This is a genomic window from Campylobacter concisus (assembly GCF_002913225.1).
Lineage (GTDB): Bacteria > Campylobacterota > Campylobacteria > Campylobacterales > Campylobacteraceae > Campylobacter_A > Campylobacter_A concisus_J.
This window is the reverse complement of the sequence record NZ_PPAW01000001.1, coordinates 24,367-41,383: the sequence shown is the minus strand read 5'-3', so window position 1 is coordinate 41,383 and position 17,017 is coordinate 24,367. Positions and strand designations below refer to the sequence as shown.

The 17,017-nt window shown below is 39.5% G+C and carries 14 protein-coding genes and 1 pseudogene; 5 read left to right on the top strand and 10 right to left on the bottom strand.

All coding sequences use genetic code 11. The features are described 5' to 3' along the window. Positions 1-133: 133 nt before the first annotated feature. The 3 genes from guaA to CYP26_RS10200 form a co-directional block, all read right to left on the bottom strand. On the bottom strand, positions 134-1,666 hold the full coding sequence (guaA, locus tag CYP26_RS00190; protein ID WP_103629920.1) for a glutamine-hydrolyzing GMP synthase: 1,533 nt from the start codon (positions 1,664-1,666) through the stop codon (positions 134-136). Between the two features lie 10 nt (positions 1,667-1,676). Next, positions 1,677-3,065 carry a sodium:proton antiporter NhaD gene (gene nhaD / locus CYP26_RS00185; RefSeq protein ID WP_103629919.1) on the bottom strand — a complete coding sequence of 463 codons (1,389 nt, stop codon included), beginning with the start codon at positions 3,063-3,065 and terminating at the stop codon, positions 1,677-1,679. A 113-nt stretch (positions 3,066-3,178) separates the two neighbouring features. Continuing rightward, positions 3,179-3,346, bottom strand: coding sequence for an LptM family lipoprotein (locus CYP26_RS10200; protein WP_012001408.1), 168 nt, complete (start codon positions 3,344-3,346; stop codon positions 3,179-3,181). A 30-nt stretch (positions 3,347-3,376) separates the two neighbouring features. Between CYP26_RS10200 and CYP26_RS00180 the strand changes: the two genes are divergently transcribed. From CYP26_RS00180 to CYP26_RS00165, 4 genes are read left to right on the top strand one after another with little or no spacing between them, the layout of a single operon-like run. Next, complete coding sequence (locus CYP26_RS00180; protein ID WP_103629918.1) at positions 3,377-3,829, top strand: hypothetical protein; 453 nt, start codon at positions 3,377-3,379, stop codon at positions 3,827-3,829. Continuing rightward, complete coding sequence (gene uvrC, locus CYP26_RS00175) at positions 3,823-5,640, top strand: excinuclease ABC subunit UvrC (protein ID WP_103629917.1); 1,818 nt, start codon at positions 3,823-3,825, stop codon at positions 5,638-5,640. The genes CYP26_RS00180 and uvrC overlap by 7 nt, the downstream gene beginning before the upstream one ends. After that, entirely contained in the window at positions 5,637-6,371 is a 735-nt protein-coding gene (locus CYP26_RS00170) for a hypothetical protein (RefSeq protein WP_103629916.1), read from the top strand. The genes uvrC and CYP26_RS00170 overlap by 4 nt, the downstream gene beginning before the upstream one ends. Next, on the top strand, positions 6,361-9,240 hold the full coding sequence (locus tag CYP26_RS00165; protein ID WP_103629915.1) for a histidine kinase: 2,880 nt from the start codon (positions 6,361-6,363) through the stop codon (positions 9,238-9,240). The genes CYP26_RS00170 and CYP26_RS00165 overlap by 11 nt, the downstream gene beginning before the upstream one ends. Positions 9,241-9,522: 282 nt before the next feature. Here the strand turns inward: CYP26_RS00165 and CYP26_RS00160 are convergent. The 3 genes and pseudogenes from CYP26_RS00160 to CYP26_RS00150 form a co-directional block, all read right to left on the bottom strand. After that, positions 9,523-9,777: pseudogene (locus tag CYP26_RS00160) on the bottom strand (phosphatidylserine decarboxylase); the annotation flags it as partial. Positions 9,778-9,874: 97 nt separating this feature from the next. Beyond that, positions 9,875-10,180, bottom strand: coding sequence for a hypothetical protein (locus CYP26_RS00155; RefSeq protein ID WP_219808998.1), 306 nt, complete (start codon positions 10,178-10,180; stop codon positions 9,875-9,877). 223 nt (positions 10,181-10,403) lie between these two features. Then, positions 10,404-11,675, bottom strand: coding sequence for an anthranilate synthase component I family protein (locus CYP26_RS00150; RefSeq protein ID WP_103629913.1), 1,272 nt, complete (start codon positions 11,673-11,675; stop codon positions 10,404-10,406). Between the two features lie 144 nt (positions 11,676-11,819). Between CYP26_RS00150 and CYP26_RS00145 the strand changes: the two genes are divergently transcribed. Further along, complete coding sequence (locus CYP26_RS00145; RefSeq protein ID WP_103629912.1) at positions 11,820-12,560, top strand: sulfite exporter TauE/SafE family protein; 741 nt, start codon at positions 11,820-11,822, stop codon at positions 12,558-12,560. A gap of 30 nt (positions 12,561-12,590) precedes the next feature. On the opposite strand, the gene CYP26_RS00140 is transcribed toward CYP26_RS00145, so the two are convergent. From CYP26_RS00140 to ubiE, 4 genes are read right to left on the bottom strand one after another with little or no spacing between them, the layout of a single operon-like run. Next, positions 12,591-14,051 carry a class I SAM-dependent methyltransferase gene (locus CYP26_RS00140; RefSeq protein ID WP_103629911.1) on the bottom strand — a complete coding sequence of 487 codons (1,461 nt, stop codon included), beginning with the start codon at positions 14,049-14,051 and terminating at the stop codon, positions 12,591-12,593. Beyond that, positions 14,051-15,130, bottom strand: a complete 1,080-nt coding sequence (gene serC, locus CYP26_RS00135; RefSeq protein WP_103629910.1) for a phosphoserine transaminase — start codon at positions 15,128-15,130, stop codon at positions 14,051-14,053. Before serC ends, CYP26_RS00140 begins: the two co-directional genes overlap by 1 nt. A gap of 2 nt (positions 15,131-15,132) precedes the next feature. Beyond that, positions 15,133-16,299 (bottom strand): exodeoxyribonuclease VII large subunit, encoded by a 1,167-nt coding sequence (gene xseA, locus CYP26_RS00130; protein WP_103629909.1) that lies wholly within the window; start codon positions 16,297-16,299, stop codon positions 15,133-15,135. Continuing rightward, positions 16,292-17,014 (bottom strand): bifunctional demethylmenaquinone methyltransferase/2-methoxy-6-polyprenyl-1,4-benzoquinol methylase UbiE, encoded by a 723-nt coding sequence (gene ubiE, locus CYP26_RS00125; protein ID WP_103629908.1) that lies wholly within the window; start codon positions 17,012-17,014, stop codon positions 16,292-16,294. Before ubiE ends, xseA begins: the two co-directional genes overlap by 8 nt. Between the last annotated feature and the right edge of the window lie 3 nt (positions 17,015-17,017).

Sequence of the window (17,017 nt, the reverse complement as noted above, 5' to 3'; positions counted from 1 at the left end):
TAAATCTTAAACAATACAAATTTGACTAAGAAATTTATAAAAAAGCCAGTTAAAATAAAATTTACGGAGAAAATTTTTAAGAGATTAAATTTACAAATTTAAAAGAGCAAAAGGTGGCGAACCACCTTTAGTTTTACTCCCACTCGATAGTTGCAGGTGGCTTGCTTGAGATATCGTAAACTACGCGATTTATGCCATTTACTTCGTTTATGATGCGGCGGCTTACGTTTTCTAGTAGATCATAAGGAAGCCTTGAAAAGCTTGCAGTCATGCCATCACTTGCATCTACTACGCGCACGCAAACAGCGTTTTCATAGGTGCGGTTATCGCCCATAACGCCAACAGAATTTACATTTAAAAGCACGCAAAACGCCTGCCAAGTTTTGTTATACCAGCCACTACTTTTTAGCTCATCGCGCAAGATCACGTCGGCTTTGCGAAGTAGCTCAAGGCTTGGTTTATTCACCTCGCCCATGATGCGGATAGCAAGGCCTGGTCCTGGGAAAGGGTGGCGGAAGACTAGCTCGCGGCTTAGCCCAAGCTCAAGTCCTAGCTTTCTAACTTCGTCTTTAAAAATCTCCCTTAAAGGCTCTATTAGCTCAAATGTCATCCAGTCAGGCAAGCCTCCAACGTTGTGGTGGCTTTTTATCGTCTTGCTTGAGCCAACGACTGAGCTTTCGATGATATCAGTATAAAGAGTACCTTGAGCTAGAAATTTCACATCGCCATGCTTTTTAGCCTCTTTTTCAAAAATTTCTATAAATGTCTCGCCTATGATCTTGCGTTTTTTCTCAGGATCAACGACGCCAGCCAAGCGACCAAGAAAGGTCTCGCTCGCATCTATGCTAACTAGCTCAACGCCAAGTTTCGTCCTAAATGTAGCTTCAACTTGCTCTTTTTCGTTTGTTCTAAGAAGTCCGTTATCGACAAAAACAAGGATCAAATTTTCAGGCACAGCGGCTGCTAAAAGTGCCGCAGTCACAGAGCTATCCACGCCACCACTAACTGCGCAAAGCACCTTGTGAGTACCCACTGTTTTTCTTATCTCTTCTATTTTGTTCTTAGCGAAGCTTCCCATATTCCAAGTGCTCTCGCAGCCGCAGATATATTTAGCAAAATTCTTTAAAATTTGAGTGCCATACTCGCTGTGTTGTACCTCTGCGTGAAACTGGATCGCATAAAATTTACGTTTATCATCACCAAAGGCGCAATAAGGCGAATTTTCGCTGACCGCAATCGCCTCAAAGCCCTTTGGCAGGTCTTTTACATAGTCGCTATGGCTCATCCATACGATTTGTTTTGAAGGGGTGCCTTGAAATAGTTTGTGCTCTTTTATGACGTTTAGCTCAGCCTTGCCATACTCTTTTTGATCAGCGGCTAAAACTTCAGCTCCATGTGTGTGAGCAAGTAGCTGCATGCCGTAGCAAACGCCAAGTATAGGGATATTTAGCTCAAAAACGCCATTATCGCAAAAGTAAGCATCTTTAGCATAAACACTAGCTGGACCACCACTTAAAATGATACCTTTTGGCTCTTTCGCTTTTATCTCACTTAGCTTTGCGTTAAATGGCAAAATTTCAGTATAAACTCCCTCTTCTCTTAGCCTTCTAGCTATTAGTTGAGTATACTGCGAACCAAAGTCCAAAACTATAATCGTATTGTTCATTTATAACCTTTTAAAAGTAGATGTGAAAAATTTCAAACTGCACATACCAAACAATGAGTGATACGATGTATCCCAAAACTACCATCCATGCATATTTCATATGCGCACCAAAGGTATAAATTCCTTTTAATTTACCCATTACTCCAACGCCAGCTGCTGAGCCAAAACTAATCATCGAACCGCCGATACCAGCTGTAAGTGTCACAAGTAGCCACTGACTCATAGACTCGCCTACATCAGCTCCCATGGCTGGATTTGCTTTTAGAACAGCTGACATAACAGGGACGTTATCAACGACTGCTGAGAGGAAGCCAACACCGATATTTACAGGTGTTGAGCCAAATTTATCATAAAGTGACACAGCGTAATTTAAAAATCCAGCAAAGTGAAGAGCGCCAACTGCAGCTAAAATTCCAAAGAAGAAAAATAGCGTGTTGTTCTCGATCTTTGACATATAGTGAAAGACATTCATAGGCTCTTCATCTTTGTGGGCTTTTTTGAAATAATATGTATAAAGGCTAAGTAGCGAGAAGCCAAACATCATGCCCCACATAGCTGGCAAGTGAAATAACTGGTGCATCATAACTGCACAAAAGATAGTAAATGCACCTATAAAGATAACCGCTTTACCGCCTTTTTTCATAACCACTTTTGGCTCATTTGCCACGTCAAAATGAGGCGCAGTATTTGGCACGATGCGTGAAAGTAAAAACGCTGTCACAAACCAGCCGATAAATGAAGCTGGGAAAAGTGCGAAAAAGTCTAAAAATGGCGACTTGCCAGCTGCCCAAACCATAAGTGTAGTGATATCGCCAAATGGACTCCACGCACCGCCTGCGTTTGCTGCTACGACGATGTTTATCGCACCTGCGACTAGGAAATTTGTATTATTTCTATCTATCGTTAAAAGAACGGTTGATAGGATAAGCGCTGTTGTTAGGTTATCAGCCACTGGGCTAATGAAAAATGACAAAATACCAGTTAGCCAAAATAGCTTTCTATAAGTGTAGCCTTTTGAAACTAGGTTATATTTAAGTGCGTTAAACACATCTCTTTCAACAAGTGCCTCGATAAATGTCATCGCCACCATCAAGAAAAAGACGATCTGAGCTATCTCTAGGATCAGGTGATTTACCTCGTGCTCTAGCGAATGTACATCCATACCATTTATAAGCATATAAACGCCGATTAGCAAAAACATAAAAGTGCCGATAAAGATGGCAGGTTTTGCCTTGTCGATGTGAAAATTCTCTTCTGCTGCTATGAAAAAGTATCCAACAACAAAAATGATAAGCGATAAAATTCCCGCCCATGTAGTAGTTAAGTCAATAGCCGCAGCTTCTCCGTCAGCACCAAAGGCTATAGCAAAAAACAAGCCTAGAAGTCCAAATAACCTCATATACTCTCCTTGTAAGATAAAAATTTGCGTATTTTACTTAAATGAGCCTAAAATTTAGGTTAGTTAAATTTATTAAGCTTGCATTACATTTTTATCTTACGCGAAATTTAAGATCAAATTTTATTGATCTTGTCAGTTTTTTTCTCTTTTACAGGTGCATCGCCATAAAATGGATCGTCCTTGTAGCCGCAGCCACTAAGTGCAAAAAGAGCGAAAATTAAAATAAAAGATGATAAGATTGCCTTATGAAAGACGCCAAATTTATGATAGATGCTATCCACGAAAATCCTTTGTATAAAGAAAAATTAAGCATGGCAGACGAGTGCCAAGAGCTTCTTCGCCTCATTGGTAAAGCAAAGCGATTTTACATAGCTTTTTGCTATGTTAGAGAAGGTATATTAACCTTCGTTCTCACTCATCCCTCAGGGCTTTTGGAGCTTAGACGTGATAGTAGTATAAATGATATAAAAGAGTTATTAAAAACATTTTGCAAGGTCAAAAATGATAGCATTTTTGCAAGCGTCATCAAGTCAAAACCTCTTAGCGAGATCAACTATATAAAAAATAAAAAAGAAGAAAATATAAGATTTATCGTGAGCAAATATCTAAAATTTTTCACGCCACAACCTACGCAAAGGTCAAATTTCATCATGCCAGCAAGCAAGGGCGAGTTTAAAAATTTAGCCACAAATGAGCAAATTTATAAGAAATTTGAAGAGCTAAGAGAAATTTTGCTAAAGAAAAACGAGCAGGCAAGATGCTAATAGACGAGATAAGAACGCTTCCAAATGAGCCTGGCGTATATCAATATTTTGACGCACAAAACAGACTTTTATATGTTGGCAAGGCCAAAATTTTAAAAAACAGGGTCAAAAGCTACTTTAAATTTACCCCAAGCTTAGCTCCAGCTGAAAAGCTAAGCCCAAGAATTTCAAAGATGATAAGCGAGGCTGTGCATCTTGAATACATTGTCACACCAAGCGAGGCAGACGCGCTCATACTTGAAAATTCCTTCATCAAACAGCTTAAGCCAAAATACAACATCTTGCTTCGTGACGACAAGACCTACCCTTATATCTTTATAAATTTAAACGATGAATTTCCGAGATTTGAGATCACTAGAAAGGTGGTAAAAGGCTCAAATATACGCTATTTTGGGCCATATTTTAGCGGAGCTGGCGAGCTTCTTGAAGCGCTTTATCTAAATTTCAACCTAGTTCAGAAAAAGTCCTGCGTAAAAGGCAAAAAAGCCTGCCTTTTTCACCAGCTAAAACGTTGCTACGCCCCATGTGAGGGCAAAATTTCAAAAGAGAGCTACGCCAAAATAGTTGCTGATGCCACAGCCGCTTTGCAAAATCCAAATTTGTTAATCGCTCGCCTTGAAGAGCTCATGCTAAACTACGCCAAGGCCGAAGACTACGAGCAAGCAGCCGCGACTAGAGATAAGATGCAGACGCTTAAAAATATGCAAATAAAGGTCGAGGTCGATCTAGCCAAGCTTGAAGACTTTGAAGCCTACTCAGTCGCTTGCGTGCATGATATGATCTGCGCAGTGAGATTTAGCGTGCAAAGTGGCAAGATAACAGGCGTAAAAACCGATATCACGCAGGCTAAAAACGCTCAAAGTGACGAGATAAACGAGGCTTATAAGCAGGCTATTTTAAAAAGCTTTATCGCCGGTCAGCCAATAATCAGCACCAAAATTTACGTCCATGAAAACTTTGAAGATAGCGAGCTGGTGGAGGAAATTTTAAACGAGAGATTTGGACGTAAATTTAATATCACTTGCCCTAAAATAGGCGATAAGCGTAAAATTTGCGAGATCGCTACAAAAAACGCTGAAGTTAGCATCGAAAAATACCTAAAAACGCACGATAACGAGCTACTAAACGAGATAAAAGAGTATTTTAATCTAGCTCACACGCCTTATGTGGTCGAAGCCTACGACAACTCGCACCTTTTTGGCGAGGCGAGTGTCGGGGCGATGGTGCGCTATGAGCATGGCGAGTGGGCGAAGCAAAACTACCGCCACATGCACCTTGTCTCTAAAAATGACTATGATCAGATGAGAGAGAGCCTAACTGCTAGGGCACTTAGGTTTGGTAAACTTAGTCCGCCTGATCTTTGGGTCATTGACGGCGGCGAGGCGCTTTTAAGCTTAGCCTGCGAAATTTTAGCAAGCAGCGGCGCAAATGTCGATGTGATCGCTATCTCAAAAGAAAAGATCGATGCCAAAGCTCACCGAGCAAAGGGCGAAGCAAAGGATAAAATTTATACAAAAAATGGCAGTTTTAGCCTAAGCACGAGCGATAAAAAGCTGCAGTTTTTCCAAAAAATGCGCGATGAGAGCCATAGATTTGTCATCAGTTTTCACAGAAAAACAAGGCAGAAAAATGATATGCAAAGATCAGTGCTAAGACAAGCTGGCGTATCTGAGGGTAGTATCGCGAAATTAATAAGCTTTTACGGAAGTTTTGATAAAATCAGCGAAGCAAATTTAGACGAAGTAGCAAAAATAACAAACAAAAGCGTGGCAGCAAAGCTTTTAACGCTCAAAGAAGGAAATTTGAAGTGATAATATACGATAAAAACGGTCAAATTTTAGCGATGGGAGATATCTCTCTTGGTCTGCTTGAATTTAAAGATATAAGGGAGTTTTTAAGCGAGCATAAAGACATTGACGAGCTAGTTTTGGACTACAAAGAGCCTGGAGTTTTTATAGATTATCTAGCTAAAAGACCAAATTTAAGAGTAAATTTAAAGACTAAAAACGGCAAAATTTTAAATGCGACGCTTAAATTTTCAAAGATCAGCTCAGTAAAAAACGAAGAGTATTTCGAGCTTCTAATCCTAGATCAAACAGAAATTTACAGCCAAAACCAACAAGCTGCAATGAAAGCAAAGACCAAACTTCGCTTGCCAAATTTAAAGGTAGATGAAAAAGAGCTTTTAGACAAAGAAGAAGAGGTTTTAAACGAGAGCTGGTTTAGCGAGACGGCTAGCTTTTTAAATTTAAGCAAAAACGAGTTTGCGACCTACCTTGGTATATTTTTAAGCAAGGCAAAAGACAAGATGATCTTTATCCAAAGTGCGGTGCAAGCAAGAGATACTAAATTTTTAGAAGAGAGCATAAAGATATTAAAAGAGCCGGCTCTAAATTTAAAGATCACTCCGCTTGTGGCAAATTTCGATGCGCTTCTTACTAGACCAAACAAAATTAAAAAGATCGCTCAGATAAATGAAAGACTAAGCGAAATAAGCACACTTTGCAATAAATTTTCAAAAAGGCTTGGCCATGAGAGTTAGTAAATTTTTGGTTCTTTTGCCGATATTTTTGGCTGCTATCACTTGCTTTTATAATGGCGCACTCTACTTTGATAAATTTAGGATCTCTTATAGCATAAATAGTGAGGTAAAAAGAGAAAGTTTGATAAGAAAAACCTTAGATGCGATCGTTTCAGAAAGAATTGCTTACGAAAGATATGAAAAAACTAGGTCGCCACAAGATGAGATGGCTTTAAGAGAGGCAAATGCTGCTAAGAATTTGTTTGTAAAAAGTTTATCAAACACTCTTTCTAACACACCAGATGATAAAAGGATAAGAGATAGGCTAAATGAAGTTTTAAAAAACGCAAATGCAAGTTGGGAGAGCTCTAATCTCTCGTTTCTTAGCTTTGTTGAGTTAGCAAATTCTGCTGTTGAAAGTGGGCAAATTTTATTTAGAGATGTTGCTTTAGACATTGATATCAAGCGTCATATACTCTCTTTACTCAGAACCTATGAGCTGCTTCAAAACGTAAATACCACAAAAGAGCACATCTTAGCCGTGCTTATGGGTAAAGAAAAAATTACCGAAAGTTCGCTAAAACAATCTCTAGATAGCCTTAAATACAATGATATAAATGCAAATTTACTCCCAAATGGCGACATAAAAGACAACATAATAAGAGATATAGATAGGCTTGATAATATAGAGACCTCTCAGGGCTATGACGAGATCCGCCTTAAGCTAAAGCTAAAAAATGAGCTAACACGTGATGAAATTTTGCAGATATATACCTTTGAAAGCAATAGAGCCAAGCTCTTTAGCAAGATAGCAAATGTCTTAAGTGACGAGCTAAAGAGACTAAATGATAACTTTAGAGTAAAGGTGCTTAGCCTAACATTTTTGATGTTTTTTCTATCGCTTTGGCTCTTTTATGCTGGCTATAAAACATACATCTGGCTAAAAGATCTAGAAAATTTAAACCAAAAAATGAAGCTTGTAAGAGATGAGGTTTTAAAAAGGGGGGATAGAAACCCACAAAATTTAATAGAAAACTTCATCGCGCTATATAAAGAGCTACTTCAAAAATATGAGCAAGAAAAAAGCTTTGCAGCGATAAAAGATAGACTGCTTGTTAGGCTAAGTAAGAAATTTTATCAATCAAAAGAGCAGATCTTTAGCTCGGTCGCTACACTTAAAAAAGATGAAAATGTGGTAAAAAATGAGCTAGTTTTTGAAAATTTAGAAAAAAATAGCCAGATAATCGCGATAAATTATAGCAATATAAAAGGCTTGCTTGATAGCAAAAATGGCGAAGTTGGACTAAATTTAAAGCCATTTAACCCACAAATTCTATTTTCAAACATACTTGAAGCACAGATACCTTTCACGCAAGAGAAAAAGCTAAATTTCTTAACCTATCTTGATGCAAACATTAGCGACGAGCTAGAGGGGGATAGCGAAAAGATAAGCGTCGTCTTTAGCTCTATCATGCAAGCTATCGTGACAAAATGCGATAAATTTGCCAACTTGATAGTAGAGATAAAAAATGTCAGCGACGCCCTTAGTCAAAGCGGTCTTTTACTCATCGAAACAAAGATAAGGACAAATCAAATTTTCATAAATGAAGAGCAGATAAAAGCTTTAAACGCAGAAGATGAAAATGAGATAAATGACGAAGAGAGCGAGTTTTATCTAAGACTTGCTAGCTTTTATCTAAAGCTTTTTAACTCAAGCCTTGATATAAGCACGCTTGGCGGAGCTGGCAATGAGTTTAAATTTATCCTTAGCCTAAAAAAGGTGCAAAAACTGCAAAATTTCAGCCTAAATCACGAGCTAAGGATCGCATATCTGCCTGATATAAATGCAAAATACAATGAATTTTTCGCAGCTACTTTAGAAGATATGGGGCTTAGGTTTCAAAATATTATCTCAAACAACCAAGCACTAGCGAAAAACTACGACATCGTCTTTGCAAGGCAGAGTGCGAGTAAAAATATAAATATAAAAAATGCAGTCTTGCTAAAAGATCCGCTCACACCACTTAGCGTTGCGCGGCTTGTCTATATGGAGAAGAACAAGGGCGAGAGCTTGGCTGAAGAGAAAGTGCTCTTTTTACTATGCGATAAAAATCCGCTTAGTCTTGAGATGTTTTCGCGCGCTTTTAGCTTCTTAGACTGCGAAGTCATAGGCGTTAGCAGCCATAAAGAGCTTAAGCAAGCACTACTTTTAAATAGGTTTAACGCTGTTTTTATCGATGCTTCATTTTTTGAAAATGGCGTGGCAAATTTCGTAAAAGAGATAAGATCGCTACAAGAAGAGAAGATAAATTTAGTCGCTGTGGTCTCAAACACCTCAAATATCCCTGAAAGAGAGCTGCTACCTGCTTTTGATGAGAAGATCAGAAAGCCTTTTAGCAAAGATGATCTAAATCAAATTTTGCCTAAATTTATCAAAAACTATAAGCCAAGCAAAGAAAATAGATACTTTAGCAAAAATGAAAATATAGTAATTTACAAGAGTACGAAGCTTGAAAATAAGATATTTGCTGGCGCTCTTGGTGAGTTTCAAAACACGCTTGAGATCGCAAATAGCTTTAGCGAGCTTTTGATAAAGATAAAGACAAAACCTTGCTCGCTAGCGCTTGTGGATGAAGCAGCGGAGGGTTTTGATATAAAAGAGCTAATAGCCACGATATCTGAGCTTAGATCGGGGCTAAAGCTAGATGCTAGAGTGCTACTTTTTAGCAACAACTTGGAGCTTAAAAATCAAAAAGAGTATATAAAAATCCTATCTCCAAGTGTGAGCAAGATAGAGCTTACAAACTTCGTAAAATCAGAGCTTAGCGAGATAAATTCGACCCAAAATGAACTAAAGAACAACTTTAAGTTTATAAAATTTAAGAGTTGAGTGTTTAACTAGCTTGTAAATTTAAACTAAATTTCTAGGCTTGCATCTTTAGTAAATTTATGTGATATAAAATTTAAATTTTTGCTGGTAAATTTGCCACTTTGATTTAATGTAGCTTGCATTTTTGGCAAAGCGATTTTAATCAAATTCTAGCTAAGGATTTGCAGGTTTTTGAATTTATTTAAGCCGATAGTAGATCAAATTTATTCTTAAAACGGTATAGGCAAAAATAGAAATTTAACTAGCCTGTAAATTTGGCATTAGGCTAGCTTTGGATCAATTTTACTCTTTTATCCTACCGATAGCTTCAGCAAATTTAAGCTCTTTGTTTTCAAAGAGATTATACTCGATCGCATCTTTTTCGCTAAGTATGACGATGGTCGAACCAAGCTCGAAATTTCCAAGACGCTCACCTTTTTTGATATGTAAATTTTCATACTCATAAATTTGCGTAAAATTTGCCATAGCATTTGTTTGAATGCGCTCATCAAAGCTAAATTTCATCTTGCCAACGTTTAGCGCACCCACCAAAAATAGGATCGTTATGGCTAGGATTAAATTTTGCCCTGACATTTTAGCTACCTTTTTTAAAGTATCTTACTATTCGTCTGATAGTAAGATACTACTATTGTTTTTATTCTGCTCTTATTAGTTTTACGATAACGCTACCACCAATACATTTTGGAAGTTCTCCCTTTAATTTAAAAATTTCTCCTTCCTTTTTTGTATATTTTATGTCATATCCCATTGTGTTACTTGGATTTTGGTGGATATATATTTTTTCATTTCCATTTGCATCATAAAATCTTACATAACTTCCTTTTGGGGAATCTTCACCTGGTCCTATTGCAAATTCTATAAATTTATAATATACGTTTGCTTCCAGACTTTCGTATTGTTTTTTTGGATTGTCGCATACTTCTTTTAGGCTATGCGCCACCCCCCCCCATCGCATCCGAGTAATGATAGTGTCATAATGCCACTCAATGCTAATAATGAAACTTTTTTCATATACTTTCCTTTTATATTTTTTAGATTTAAGCTTTAAAAACAAGTCATTTTTTCTAAATTTTCCTTGCGGAAATGAAAATTTATGTTTTTCATCGCTTAACTGGCTATTTTATCCTTTTATTTTTAAAGTTTTCACTTGCGTGACTTTAAATTTAAACCTCTTTTGCGCTGTTTTTAAAGACATTTACCACGCTGGCTCGTTTGTGGCAAATTTCAGCATACTCTTTTTCGCTTTTTGAGTCATAGACTATGCCAGCTCCAGCTCCGACAAAGACGTCACTAAAGCCGTTTTTAGCTGGCACAAAGATGGCTGAGCGGATGAGGATCGCCACCTGTGCGTCGCCATTAAAATGCAAAAATCCAATGCCCCCGCCATAGATATTTCGCTCAAAAATTTCAAGCTCATTGATTATCTGCATCGCTCTGATCTTTGGCGCACCGCTTAACGTGCCAGCCGGGAAGATGCTAGCTAGCACATCAAAAAGATTAAGCTCCCTAGCGCACTTGCCATAGACGTCGCTAACGATGTGCATCACTTTTTCAAATTTCTGGATATGCATCGCATTTTTTACCGCCACGCTCTTTGGCTCTGAGACCCTGCCGATGTCATTTCTTGCAAGATCGATTAGCATCTTGTGCTCAGCTAGCTCCTTTTCGTCGCTTAAAAGCTCATTTTCAAGTGCCACGTCAGCATTTGCATCGCCCCCTCTTGGTCTTGTGCCAGCAATTGGTGCTACAAAAATTTGCTCACTTTTCATCTCAAAAACAAGCTCAGGCGACGAGCCAACTACGTCGCCATAAGGCGTAGGAAAATGAAACATATATGGGCTTGGATTTGCGGCAGCTAGCTTTTTATAAAAGTCCAGACTATCCATATTCGTTGAAATTTCAAGCAGTTCGCCAAGCACCACTTGGAAAACATCGCCACTTCTTATGTACTCTTTTGCCACCTCAACCATATCCTCAAAGTGTTTCTTCTCGCTACTAAGATCAGTTTTTATGCTAAATTCACACTCTTTTTCGCCCCTGTGCTCAGCCTTTAAATTTAACAAAAAGTCATAATACCTCTCTTTATCTCCATAAAAAGTGTAAATTTTACTCATCTTATCAAAGTGCAGATATGCTTTAGCATCGGCGTAGATAAATTTTGGAAATTCATATTTTTTAGTTTTCTCTTCGCCGATATACTCAAAATATCTCACGCCATCATAAGCAAAAACGCCAAAAAGCCCTGCAAAAGGTGCGAGTGATCTGCTACGATTAGTATCAAAGTAGCTTCTAAGTCCGTAAAAGTCCATATCTTTTTCGTCGATATATTCGCAGTCGATACCGATTATCGTCTGCGTCTTGTCTTCAGCTAGGTAGCTATTTTTAAATTTCTCTCTGATCGCTTCATAATAAAAAAGTGGTTGTTCTAAGAGCATCTTTTTCCTTTTAAATTTTTATTGATTATAAAAAATTTTCGCTTTTACTTTTTAGAATTTTGGTTAAATTTTTAAATTTACGCCTTTTTTACTATTTTTTTAAGAGCCCCTTGGCTAAAATTTGCACCAGTCAAGGGAGAAAAAATGCTTTTTGTAGAACTTTTTATATTAGGTATCGGCGTTGGTTACATCGCTGGTTTTTTTGGCATCGGTGGCGGCACGGTCGTCGTTCCTATCATGGTCGCCTTTGGATACGACGTCAAAACTGCCATTGGCATAAGCGTCATGCAGATGATCTTTAGCGCGACATTTGGCTCGTATCTAAACTACAAAGCTGGACTTTTAAAGCTAAACCGCGGCGTATTTTTGGGACTTGGGGGTCTTGTGGGGGCAAGTTTTAGCGGTATCATCGTATCGCACGCGCCTGCACTCTTACTTGAGTCTATGCTTCTAGCAACTTTTGTCTTTTCACTTATAAAGCTATACTTTTCACCAAACAGCGACGGCTCAAATGCGAATAATTCACTCTTTTTGCTATTTTTAGTTGGCATTTTTGTTGGCGTTTTTGCTATTAGCATCGGCATCGGCGGAGGCGTCTTTATCGCGCCGATCTTGGTAGGCTTTTTACGCTATGAGCTAAAAAAAGCCGTTTCTATGGGCGTGTTTTTCGTTATGTTTGCAGCCATTGCCGGCTTCACCTCACTCTCACTAAATGGTCACATCTCATACGCTGAGGGTACATTTTTAGGTCTTGGCTCGCTCATCGGCGCATACTTTGGCACCAAAAAGACGCAAAATACCGACAAAAAAACACTTAAAAAATGGTTTTTGGTCTTTTACATAGCGATGATATGTTTGATATTAAAAGATATGTTTTTTGAGTAAGAGCATGACTAAATTTGCCACGCTCTTTTTTTAAATTTCTTCAAAAAAGTAGGCTTCGCTTAGTTTAAAAGCAAGCTCTTTTAGCTCATTTTCACTTAAATTTACGCCCTTTGCGATCTCTTTAAAGCTGGTCTTGCCGTCAAATTTCAAGGCGGCTTTGATCTCTTCAACGCTTAAATTTAACTTGCCATTTAGCTCGTTTGCCAAAGAAATAACTGGCAAACTATCCTCCAAAAAATACCCTAGATAGGCCGCAGCTCTAGGCTTTAGCCTAGTTTTTTTAGGCTCATAATCAAGCGCAATAAGTTTTGATGATGAAATTTTAGTGTTTTGATCGTTTAAAATTTCAAGTAGCCCCATAAATGCTTCGCTCTCGCTTTCACCAAGTGCAGCCTTTACTTCACTTAAATTTAGACTTTGCGGATAGGCCTTGCTTAAAATTTCTTGCGTTTTTGTCCTTGGCTGTTCGCTAAAGTAGGCAAAATTTAGGCTATTTAGCTCGCTCTCTCCAAGCACCGCGTCAAAATCATCAGCGCCTTCAAGCCTTTCTTTATGAGCGATGAGGCTTTTTCTAAAGGATCTATTAAACAAAAAGTCGTTTAGCTGCTCTTTTTTAATGCGAGTGTTGTAGCTTTGCTCGATGTGCGCGTCAAATCGGTAGATCCCAGTCGAGCTTGCAAAGATATCGTTTAGCGAGGCGTCTATGACGTAGCAAAGTCCGTGTTTATCGATGTGCCTAGCAAATTTATGAAAGTAAGTTGGCTCGTTACTCGCCTCCAAAAAGTCGTGCAAAATGTAATAATCACTCCCCTTTGCGATGATGCCTTGCAAGAAATTTAGCTGCGTCAAAAGCAGTTTCATGCTGTCTTTATAGACGACGTCGCTTTGGTTTTGCAGGCTAAATTTCAAATAATCCTGCAAGAAATTTAGCTCTTCTTTGACGTGAGGAAGTGAGTCTTTATCGCCCCTATTTGCGCTCGCAAAAAGCATGAAATCTCTTAAGATATCAAGGCTTTTCCAGCCTGGGTAGGTGTTATAAGAGACGTAGGCGATGCCGTCCTTGCTAAGTAGCGCTTTTATCGTAGCTAGCAGCGCGTCTCTCACGTTTGGGCTCACCCAGCTATAAACGCCGTGGGCGATGATGTAGTCAAACTCGCCAAGCTCTTTGATATCGTGCTCATTCATGTGCAAAAAGTCGCGCTCAAGAAGGGTGAAATTTTTTAAACCCATCTTCTTTGCGATCTTGTTGCCCTCTTCTACTTGGTGGCTTGAGATGTCGATGCCAACGACCTTTGCCTCTTTGTGTGAAGCTGCAAATGGCAAGATGTTGCCGCCGTATGATGAGCCAAGCTCAAGCACTCTAGCGTCTTTTAAATTTGCCGCCTTTAAGCCTAAAAATTTAGCAACCGCCTCTATCCTAACAGGCGAGCAGTCGCTAAATGCAGCTGAGAAATAAGGAATTTCATCGTAAGCTTTTTTTGCCTTGTTCATCAGCCATGCTTTCTGGCAAATTCTCTCATGAACTCGCCAAGTTTCTCAACGTCGCTTTGGCTAACGGCGTTGTAGATAGAGGCTCTTATGCCGCCAAGATGTCTGTGACCTTTTAGTCCAAGCATGCCCTCTTTTAGCGCTTCTTCGACGAAAACTGGCTCAAGCGCATGATCTTTTGGTATCGTAAAGCTCACGTTCATATCTGACCTGCTTGATTTTTTAGCGTGACCCACGTAAAAGCCATTTGAGCTATCGATGATATTATAAAGCGTGCTTGCTTTTTTGGCATTTATCTTCTCAACCTCTGCAAGTCCGCCAAGATCTAGCAGGTGCTGCATAGTTAAATTTAAGAGATAAATTCCAAAAGTTGGCGGTGTATTATAAAGCGAGTCGGCATCTACGTGCGTTTTGTAGCGTAAAAAAATAGGGACGTTTTGGCTGCTCACGCGATCAACTAGGTCTTTTCTTAAAATGACGATAGTCACGCCGCTTGGGCCTGCATTTTTCTGAGCGCCACCATAAAGCAAACCGATACTGCTAAAATCAAGCGGTCTAGCGAAAAAATCGCTCGAAGCATCGACAACTAGGGGTGATTTGGTCTTTGGCATAGATTTATACTGCGTGCCATAAATAGTGTTGTTCGAGCAGATGTAGGCGTAGTCGGCGTCATCGCTAAATTTCACCTCAGGGATATAAGAGAAATTTTCATCCTCGCTGCTTGCGACGACATCTACATTTACGCCAAGCACTTTTGCCTCTTTGATGGCTTTGTTTGTCCAAACGCCGGTATTTGCGTACTCGGCCTTGCCACCTTGGCATAAATTCATCGGTATCATGCTAAATTGCAAGTGCGCGCCACCTTGCAAAAATAAAATTTCATACTCATCGCCGATGCCATAAAGCTTTCTTATCTTCTCCATCGCACCAAAGTGGATCTCTTCAAAGGTCTTGCTTCTATGGCTGATCTCCATGATCGAGTAGCCCTCGCCTCTGTAGTCGGTAAATTCGGCCTTTGCGTGCTCTAAAACGTCTAGTGGTATCGCGCTTGGGCCCGCGCTAAAGTTGATTTTTCTACTCATTTTTACTCCTTGATAATTGCTTTTTTATGTGTATTTTGCGAGATAAGCTCGATCTCATCATTCAAATTTAAATCCCTAAGATCGGCTCTCTTGCCATCTTTTCTAACCTCGATAAGCCCCTTCGTGCTCTCAAAAAAGAGCTCCCTCATCTCATAAGCCTTCTCAAGCGAGCTAAGGGCTGAGCCAAGAAGCAAGATCTTTCTTTGCACAGCGTTTGTTATGGCATTTTGCTTGTTTGCCACCTCGCTAAATTTTAGCTCGATCCTAGCTTTTAGGGCATTTGATGAAAATTTAGAAAGTAGTAAATTTAGCAGATTTTGCTTCTTTGTGATCTTTAAATTTAAGGCGCTATCAAGATCATCGCTGAGCCTATCAAGATACTGGAAAAACGCCTCTTCGTCAGGCAAAAGATCAAGCATGGCTGCACTTGGCGTAAGCGATCTGCGGTCTGCTACAAAGTCACTTATAACATAGTCTATCTCGTGTCCGATAGCGCTTATAACTGGCGTTTTTGTAGCGTAAATTTCACGTGCTAAACCCTCGTCGTTAAAACACCAAAGATCCTCTTTGCTGCCGCCTCCACGAGCTAAAACGATCACATCTACGCCGTATTTATCAGCCCTGCGCAAGGCTTTTATGAGCGAGCTTGGAGCACTTTCGCCCTGTGTTAGTGCGTCAAATATATAAATTTCACTTAGCCTCCAGCGGCTCTTTACCACCTTTAGCATATCTTGAAGCGCAGCTGAAGTGGCGCTTGTGACAAGGGCTATTTTTTTAGGTAAATTTGGTATCTCTTTTTTTGCACTGATGTCAAAAAGCCCCTCATTTTCGAGCTTTTCTTTAAGCTGCCTAAACGCAAGCTCAAGCTCGCCCTCGCCATCTGGTAGCATCGCACTAGCCACCAGCTGATACGAGCCACTTGGCGAGTAGATGGTCACTTTGCCATAAATTTTGACCTTCAAGCCCTCTTTTGGCAGGAATTTGACCTTTTGGTTATTCATGCGGTACATCACAGCTGAGATGCTTGACTTTTCGTCCTTTAGCGTGAAGTACCAGTGCCCAGAGGCGTGCTTAGTAAGGCGCGAAATTTCACCACTTACCTCGACGTAGTCAAGTGTCGCTTCAAGCAGAGCCTTTGCTTTTTCGTTTAGCTCAGATACGCTAAGCATTGATCTCTCTTACCTTTTTAGCGATAAATAGCGTAGAAATGTCCATGCTAAAGCCCTTGCAAAGCTCTATCTCAAAGCCAGCCTCTATAAGCTCATCACAAAAGCTCTTTGCGTCTAAGAAATTTTCTATCGAGCTTGGTAGATACTCGTATGCCTCTTTGTTTTTTGAGATAAAGCCGCCGATACTTGGCAAAATTTTACTTAGGTAAAAATCTCTTAGCGCAGTTATGAAGCCCTTTTTTTGGCGTTTGGTAAATTCAAGCACGACTACGTAGCCGCCATCAGCTAAGACCCTGTTAAACTCCCTAAGTGCAGCCTTTCGCTCGACCACGTTTCTGATGCCGTAGCTTATGCTTAAAATTTGAGCCTCACCGCTTGCAAGCGTCGTATTATCAGCGTAGGCCTCTATAAATTTAAAATTTGGAAATTTCGCCCTCGCCTCTTTTAGCATGCCGCTTGATGGATCGATACCAGTTAGGCTTTTTACCTCTACGCCAAATTCTTTTGAAATTTCACTCCAAAGCCCCATCATATCGCCAGTGCCACAAGCCACATCCACGATATTTATGCTTTTATTTTTAAAAATTTCTAGCATATATCTGCAGGCAAATTTCCTCCAGCTCACATCCACGCCAAGGCTTAGCACCCTGTTTGCGACGTCGTAAGTCGGAGCGATCTGGTTAAACATATCAACTATTTTTTCTTGTTTTTGCATAAA

What these genes read in the sequence shown, in the direction of transcription:
- guaA (WP_103629920.1), bottom strand. Translation starts at nt 1,666, where the DNA reads ATGAACAATACGATTATAGTTTTGGACTTTGGTTCGCAGTATACTCAA.
- nhaD (WP_103629919.1), bottom strand. Translation starts at nt 3,065, where the DNA reads ATGAGGTTATTTGGACTTCTAGGCTTGTTTTTTGCTATAGCCTTTGGT.
- CYP26_RS00180 (WP_103629918.1), top strand. Translation starts at nt 3,377, where the DNA reads ATGGCAGACGAGTGCCAAGAGCTTCTTCGCCTCATTGGTAAAGCAAAG.
- uvrC (WP_103629917.1), top strand. Translation starts at nt 3,823, where the DNA reads ATGCTAATAGACGAGATAAGAACGCTTCCAAATGAGCCTGGCGTATAT.
- CYP26_RS00165 (WP_103629915.1), top strand. Translation starts at nt 6,361, where the DNA reads ATGAGAGTTAGTAAATTTTTGGTTCTTTTGCCGATATTTTTGGCTGCT.
- CYP26_RS00150 (WP_103629913.1), bottom strand. Translation starts at nt 11,675, where the DNA reads ATGCTCTTAGAACAACCACTTTTTTATTATGAAGCGATCAGAGAGAAA.
- CYP26_RS00145 (WP_103629912.1), top strand. Translation starts at nt 11,820, where the DNA reads ATGCTTTTTGTAGAACTTTTTATATTAGGTATCGGCGTTGGTTACATC.
- CYP26_RS00140 (WP_103629911.1), bottom strand. Translation starts at nt 14,051, where the DNA reads ATGAACAAGGCAAAAAAAGCTTACGATGAAATTCCTTATTTCTCAGCT.
- serC (WP_103629910.1), bottom strand. Translation starts at nt 15,130, where the DNA reads ATGAGTAGAAAAATCAACTTTAGCGCGGGCCCAAGCGCGATACCACTA.
- xseA (WP_103629909.1), bottom strand. Translation starts at nt 16,299, where the DNA reads ATGCTTAGCGTATCTGAGCTAAACGAAAAAGCAAAGGCTCTGCTTGAA.
- ubiE (WP_103629908.1), bottom strand. Translation starts at nt 17,014, where the DNA reads ATGCAAAAACAAGAAAAAATAGTTGATATGTTTAACCAGATCGCTCCG.